7 protein-coding genes, 1 tRNA gene and 2 pseudogenes are annotated in these 5,927 nt (G+C 65.5%); 7 read left to right on the top strand and 3 right to left on the bottom strand.

All coding sequences use genetic code 11. The features are described from left to right. A pseudogene (locus EN939_RS17825) lies at nucleotides 1-499 on the bottom strand (hypothetical protein); the annotation flags it as partial. Between the two features lie 331 nt (nucleotides 500-830). On the opposite strand from EN939_RS17825, the gene EN939_RS17820 reads away from it, so the two are divergent. From EN939_RS17820 to EN939_RS17790, 7 genes are all read left to right on the top strand, one after another. Further along, nucleotides 831-906 (top strand) — tRNA-Thr (locus EN939_RS17820). Nucleotides 907-1,041: 135 nt separating this feature from the next. Next, complete coding sequence (locus EN939_RS17815; protein ID WP_023811455.1) at nucleotides 1,042-1,230, top strand: YodC family protein; 189 nt, start codon at nucleotides 1,042-1,044, stop codon at nucleotides 1,228-1,230. Nucleotides 1,231-1,393: 163 nt separating this feature from the next. Beyond that, nucleotides 1,394-1,825: an EF-hand domain-containing protein gene (locus EN939_RS17810; RefSeq protein ID WP_127269066.1), complete on the top strand. Its 432-nt coding sequence runs from the start codon at nucleotides 1,394-1,396 to the stop codon at nucleotides 1,823-1,825. A gap of 71 nt (nucleotides 1,826-1,896) precedes the next feature. Beyond that, complete coding sequence (locus EN939_RS17805; RefSeq protein ID WP_127269065.1) at nucleotides 1,897-2,439, top strand: RNA polymerase sigma factor; 543 nt, start codon at nucleotides 1,897-1,899, stop codon at nucleotides 2,437-2,439. Between the two features lie 86 nt (nucleotides 2,440-2,525). Beyond that, nucleotides 2,526-2,978 carry a hypothetical protein gene (locus EN939_RS17800; protein WP_127269064.1) on the top strand — a complete coding sequence of 151 codons (453 nt, stop codon included), beginning with the start codon at nucleotides 2,526-2,528 and terminating at the stop codon, nucleotides 2,976-2,978. Continuing rightward, nucleotides 2,975-3,430 (top strand): periplasmic heavy metal sensor, encoded by a 456-nt coding sequence (locus EN939_RS17795; protein ID WP_127269063.1) that lies wholly within the window; start codon nucleotides 2,975-2,977, stop codon nucleotides 3,428-3,430. Before EN939_RS17800 ends, EN939_RS17795 begins: the two co-directional genes overlap by 4 nt. A gap of 112 nt (nucleotides 3,431-3,542) precedes the next feature. Further along, the gene (locus tag EN939_RS17790) at nucleotides 3,543-3,830 is read left to right on the top strand and encodes a GCG_CRPN prefix-to-repeats domain-containing protein (protein WP_127269062.1); all 288 of its coding nucleotides are present in this window, start codon (nucleotides 3,543-3,545) and stop codon (nucleotides 3,828-3,830) included. A 120-nt stretch (nucleotides 3,831-3,950) separates the two neighbouring features. Here the strand turns inward: EN939_RS17790 and EN939_RS17785 are convergent, their stop codons facing one another. Then, nucleotides 3,951-5,531, bottom strand: a complete 1,581-nt coding sequence (locus tag EN939_RS17785) for an indolepyruvate oxidoreductase subunit beta family protein (RefSeq protein ID WP_127269061.1) — start codon at nucleotides 5,529-5,531, stop codon at nucleotides 3,951-3,953. After that, nucleotides 5,524-5,927: pseudogene (locus EN939_RS17780) on the bottom strand (indolepyruvate ferredoxin oxidoreductase); the annotation flags it as partial. The gene EN939_RS17785 and the pseudogene EN939_RS17780, both read right to left, overlap by 8 nt.

The following is a 5,927-nucleotide window of genomic DNA, read 5'->3' as shown; positions in this document are numbered from 1 at the left end:
GACGTCCCCTTATGCGCCGTTCATCGCGGTCGGGCGCCACTTCCGTCGTCGCGCCGGCCGAGGCCGGAACCGACATGTCGATGGCCGGAGCATCGGGAAGCGTGGCCTCCGGCATGATGTCGGGAACGACGGGCAGAACGCGGGAGCGCGGCGCATCGGCAGCGGATTGCACGGGTCCGTCGACGACGACATCGGGGGACGATGCCTGTCGGCCGGTTTCGACCGCGGGCGCCGGGTCCGCTCCGAGTTCGACCGCCGGTGCATCGCCCTGCGGACCGACATCCGGCACCGCCGGCAGGAACTCGGATTCGATTTCGGTGATTTTCGCCTGAATTGCCTTGCGGCGCTTGATGGCGACCTCAACGGTCACACCCGGATTGGCCTGGAGCGCGCGATCGAGCGCGGCAAAAGCCGAGCGATAGACCCTCTCGCGGAACGCGCGGTCCTCGGCATTGCCTTTCTCCAAGGCGTTCCGGATCGCTTTTTCGATCGCGTCCAAGCGGGTCCCTCTGTCTTTGCCAACCTTGCCGTGATCGTTAGCCGCAGGCGACCAATCAATCAACGGGCGAGCGGCGTATTCTGCCTCGCAGAGGTGTGCAAAGTCCATTCCGGCGCTGTTCCGGCAACAAAATCAGCATGTTTCGCCGATTTTCGCGCACAGGGAGCACACGCACCGTGCGCCGCATTCCCTTGGCGATTGATTGGCGGACAAGGCGGCGGCCGGCTTTCGAGGGTGCCACGACGCCGACGCAGGAATTGCCAAGTCGCATCTTGAATTCGCGCCCGGTTGCGTCTATCACCGCCGCATCCTGGAGGCCTTGGCTTCCTGGGCCGCTTTAGCTCAGTTGGTAGAGCACCGCATTCGTAATGCGGGGGTCGCGTGTTCGAGTCACGCAAGCGGCACCATTCCTCCTCCATTTTTGTCGTCTGTCTGCCCCTTCGCAGCTGGTGCAAAGGATTGCGGCGCCGGCCTGGCAGATCTGCCATTGTCGAGACACCGGTTTGGTGTGAAAATCATGGCCTCAGCATGGGAGGTCAAAAATGCCCAACAATTTCAAGACCGGAGACGTCGTCAGGCTGAAATCCGGAGGTCCCAGGATGACGATCAGCGATGGGGCAGCCTCGGGCATGTATCTGTGCCACTGGTTCAATCGCGAGGGCGAGGTGTGGACCCCGCAACATGCCGGGTTCAAGCCCGAACAACTGATTGCGGCCGACCAGTCGGACTAGAGTTCCTTCCATCCCGATCGAGCCGGGATGGGCACCCTCTTTTGTCCGGGCGTGAACGGATCAGCAGGCGCGACCGACGGATTTTCCGGGTCGCGGCGTTTAACGGTTGAAGCGCGATGGCGGCACAAGCCGTCTGCGTCGCGCCAACCTGGAGACGCACAGCATGATCCGCCGTTCGATATCAGTCGTTGCCTTGAGTTTGCAGACCGTTGCGGCTTTCGCCCAGGCAACGACGCCGCCTGCACCGCCGACCGCCGCGCCACTTGCCGCGCCAGGCGCTTCGGGGACCAGGTCCGACATCACGCTGGCCAAATTCCAGAAGCGGCGCGAAAAGGCGATCATGGCGGCCGACACGGATGGCGACGGCAAGATCAGCCTGCTGGAATGGGAGGCCTTTCAGACGAAGCGCAACGTCAAGGGCGACGCCGCCAAATCCTTCGCGCGGATCGATTCCAACCATGACGGCTTCATCGATCGCGCCGAACTCGATGCATTCTTCGCCAGGCGCTTCGCCCGGCTGGACAAGAATGCCGACGGCATTTTGACGGCCGACGAACTGCCGGGCCACAAAACCGCTCCCAAGCCGAAGCAATGACCAAGAGGTCAAGCAGGGAGCAATGACCAAGAGGCAATGACGCGCGATGAATATCGGGAGTTCGCCGACTGATGGCTGCGGATCCGGACGAGGAGCTGGTTCGCCGTGTTGGCGCCGGCGAGCCGGCAGCGGTGCAAACCCTCGTCGCGCGCAAGCTGCCGCGTATCCTGGCGCTTGCCGTGCGCATGCTCGGCGATGCGGCGGAGGCCGAGGATGTCGCCCAGGAAACCTTCGTGCGGATCTGGCGCCATGCCGCGAGCTGGCGGCGCGGCAATGCGCGCTTCGACAGCTGGATCCACCGGGTGACGCTCAACCTTTGCTACGACCGGCTGCGTCGCAGGCGCGAGTGGGTGACCGGCGACCTGCCGGAGATGGTCGACCCCGCGGCACTTCCCGATGCCCCTCGCCAGGAGGAAGCGCTTCGGGTCGAACGGGCGCTGCAAGCCATAGCGCCGCGCCAGCGCGAAGCCATCGTTCTGGTCTACTATCAGGAGATGTCCAATATCGAGGCGGCAGCGACCTTGCAGATCAGCGTCGATGCCCTGGAGAGCCTGCTTGCGCGCGGCCGGCGGTCGCTGCAGGCGATCCTGGCGGGGGATGGCGCCGATGAGTAAGCACCGGGCAAGCACCAACGCACCACGGCCATTGCGCCTTGCTGGTGCCGCTTGGCGCCCGGCGCCGACGGGCAAGGGGGCGACACATGGCTGAAGGATCCAGGAACGAACCCGCAATGGATGCCAGGCGCTTTGCCGTCTTGGCCCAGGCCTATGGCGGCGACTTGCGGCGATGGCCCGAGGCTGAGCGAATGGCCGGCACGGTCTTTGCCGCGAGCGGCGCGGGCAAGGCCATCTTGAGGCAGGCCGGGACACTTGACGCGCTGCTCGACAGCTACCGCGTCGACGCCCCGGACAAGGCACTGCACGGCAGCATTCTGCAGGCTGCCGGCCGGCACCTCGTCCAGCGCCGGCGTAAGCGGTTCTGGTGGCTGGGGCTGGGACTTGCCGGCATTGGTCTGGCCGGTGCCGTGGCAGGGCTGGCCCTGGTGACCATCGTCACGCCGGAGGTCCAGCCGGACCATTATGTGCTGGATGCCAATGCGACGGCGTTTGGCGATGCCGGCCCCGCTGCCGAGAACGGTGAGGAAAGCCTATGAGCACGCGCTGGGTCCGTGGTCTGGTTATTGCTTCCGTGGTGCTGAACGTCTTTCTTGCCGGCGCATTCGTCGGCGGTGCGGTCTGGCTGAGAAATGCCAAAACAGGTGTCTCGCTGGAATCGGCCGGCCGACAACTTCCCGACCAGGATCGCAAGGCGTTCCGCGAGGCGCTGCGCCAGGTTCGCGTGCAGTCCCGTCAGATCATTCTCGATGGCCAGCAGGCCAGGCAGCAGGCAGCGGACCTGCTGCAACAGCCTGTCATGGACAAGGCCGCCGTGTCGGCGGCCCTGGAGCGGGCACGCAACGCCGACGCGACGGTTCGCACCCGGCTCGAGCAGGCCATTGTCGACTTCGCGGCGAACACATCACCCGAAAACCGGAGCGTGCTGGCACAGGCATTGCTGCGCCACATGGAACGCCGCGCTGCCGTGGCGCCGAAAAAATCGCCATGACGACCGACGGAAAATGCTCGAGACGCCGTTTAATGAAGAGAAGGGACAAGCCTGCCCGATCGCACCGTGCCGGGCGGCCATCTTCAAACTCGAATGCACTCGGAGCCCAATTATGAGTCGCCTGAAAAACTATGCAGCAGCCGCTATCCTGGCGGTCAGTGGAACTGTCGTGACCGCCACCGCGTCCAGCGCGATGCCCGTCATGTCTGTAACCCATCCGGCCGCCCCGGCATTGGTCGAGCATGTCCGCTGGGGGTGCGGCATCGGCTGGCACCCGAACCGATGGGGCCGTTGCGTGCCGAACGGCGTCGTCGTCGTGCGCCCGCACTACCATTACTGGCACGCTCCGGTCTATGGCTGGCACCCGCACCATCACTGGCGCCGCTGGCACCATAACTGATCGAAGCACGGCGGGGCCAGGCACCTGGCCCCGCGTCAGCGCCGGCGCACGGGCAATCCTGTCAGCCAGCCCGGAGTTAAGGTTAGCGCCGCTCCAATCCGTGGACGCCCGCTAGATATCTCAGCCGATTGGGTCCGGCCCCAGCGTCGCCACCGTCTTCAGCGCGCCGTCGAGCATGTCGCCCTTCTCGTCCTTCAGCGCCATCTCGCGCAGGCGGCGGATCCAGTCGGCGGCGTCGGCTCGGCCCTTGACCAGGTCGAGCGCCGACAGCACGCGGTCGAATTTCGACTGTGCCCGGACATGGGTGTCGCTGTAGCCCTTGATCAGCCGGCGGCAATTGAGGATCTCGACGGCCAGTGCGTAGTCCTGGGGCACATGGTCGAGAGCCAGCGCGTACCAGCGATCGAGATGCGCGACCTCGACCTTGTGGCGCAGCAGACTACGGCGCCAGCGGCGCAGGCCGCCGATGAACCACAAAGCGGCAAAGCCGGCAAAACTGTCGGTGCGGATGCGGCGGCCATGATTGATGCGGCGATCGAGAAGGGCGGCGAGCTTCGGGCGGTCCTCGATGTAGCTGCCCAGACCCGCCGGCAGCGTGCCGCAGAACTCCTCGATGCGCGGGTGGAAATATTCGGTCACCTGCAGGATCGAGCCGTCCTTGACGCCGACCTCGCGGCGCACACGTTTGCCGCGCGTCGAGCGCGTCTTGAGATCGGCGACGCGGATCATGTCGTCGTAGCATAGCGCGTTGGCCAGATGCTTGGCAGCAGCGATCGACAGGCCATAGCCCTGAAGCGGCCCGTCTAGCGCGACGGCCTTGTCCAACCGGTCGAGATACTCGCGCCCATAGGCGATGTCCTGATAGTCGACGACCTTTCTCAAGCCCCGAAGTGCCATGTCGCGTACGGCTACCGGCAACAGGTCGATGCGGTCAGCCAAGGCCTGCCAGCCCTGCAGCAGGTTTTGCGGGCCACTCACCTGTCCTGTGCCCAGGGCAGATTCGACAATCGCGGGCTCAGCCGGCTTCTGCGCCGGTGCTGCCGTGCCGCGCGCGCGGTCAAACGCAGCGCCGAAGGCAGCAAGGCTGGCCTTGACGCCCCGGCCGCCGGCACCGATCGCCTGTTCGTAGCTCTCGCGGGTGAAGGGCAGCGCATCGGACCCCGCTAGCGCGCCAAGCAGGCTGGCCGAGATCATCGAGCCATTGTCGGCTGCGATCTTTTCCATGTCGAAAGCGATGAAGCGCTTCGATGCGGCTTCCGCCGTCGCATGCACCTTGGAGGACGAAGCCCGGCCATCGCCCGGTTCGATCTTTTCCGACACGGCGGCGATGCGGTGCGACGAGGCAATCAGCGTGGTGCGGTCGGGCGTGACGAAGCCGCGAATGATGGCACGGCCGGCTTCCATCAATTCGGCGGCGATCAGGATGTCGACATCGCCCTGCGACGGCGACAGGGCAAAGACCGGCAGCCGGCCGGTGTCGCGGGCCATCTCGACATAATAGATGGTGGCGCCGGTACGCTGGGCGACACCGGCGACCGAGGTCGATTGCGCAACATAGCCGTTGCGCTCGGCGACATCGGTGATCCAGTCGGCGAGCACGCCACCGCCCTGGCCGCCGACCGCCAGCACGGCGAGCTTGATGACACGCTCGCTATCCTGAGCGCCGGCGCGGGCGCGAAGTGGGGGGACAGCGTCAAGCATCGGCGAAGGTCAGCCGCCGGCTTTCGCGGCGTCGCTGCAACAGGCTGATGGTGGCGCGGCGCGCGGCTTCCAGGAAACGGTCCCAGCGGCTCGGATTGTGGACGACGTCGGCGCGGTAGAAGGATGGGCAGAGCACTGCCGCATCGGCGACCTCGCCGCAATTGCCGCAGCCGACGCAGCTCTGGTCGATATGAGCGACCGGATCGTCGCGCAGCGGATCGTCTGTTGACTTGACCGACAGCGAGGGACAGCCGGACAGCCGCATGCAGGCATGGTCGCCCGTGCAGATATCCTCATCGACACCGAATTTCGGTTTCACGACACGGGTCCCGCCCTTGATCGCCTTGTCGACCAGCGGCTTTTCGCGGCGCTGCCGGTTGAGCATGCATTCGGACG

It is taken from the genome of Mesorhizobium sp. M7A.F.Ca.CA.002.05.1.1, assembly GCF_003998335.1.
GTDB lineage: Bacteria > Pseudomonadota > Alphaproteobacteria > Rhizobiales > Rhizobiaceae > Mesorhizobium.
This window is presented reverse-complemented; position numbering and strand designations above follow the sequence as displayed.

Coding starts and splice junctions, on each gene's coding strand:
- EN939_RS17800 (WP_127269064.1), top strand. CDS start 2,526: ATGGCTGAAGGATCCAGGAACGAACCCGCAATGGATGCCAGGCGCTTT.
- EN939_RS17805 (WP_127269065.1), top strand. CDS start 1,897: ATGGCTGCGGATCCGGACGAGGAGCTGGTTCGCCGTGTTGGCGCCGGC.
- EN939_RS17790 (WP_127269062.1), top strand. CDS start 3,543: ATGAGTCGCCTGAAAAACTATGCAGCAGCCGCTATCCTGGCGGTCAGT.
- EN939_RS17785 (WP_127269061.1), bottom strand. CDS start 5,531: ATGCTTGACGCTGTCCCCCCACTTCGCGCCCGCGCCGGCGCTCAGGAT.
- EN939_RS17815 (WP_023811455.1), top strand. CDS start 1,042: ATGCCCAACAATTTCAAGACCGGAGACGTCGTCAGGCTGAAATCCGGA.
- EN939_RS17795 (WP_127269063.1), top strand. CDS start 2,975: ATGAGCACGCGCTGGGTCCGTGGTCTGGTTATTGCTTCCGTGGTGCTG.
- EN939_RS17810 (WP_127269066.1), top strand. CDS start 1,394: ATGATCCGCCGTTCGATATCAGTCGTTGCCTTGAGTTTGCAGACCGTT.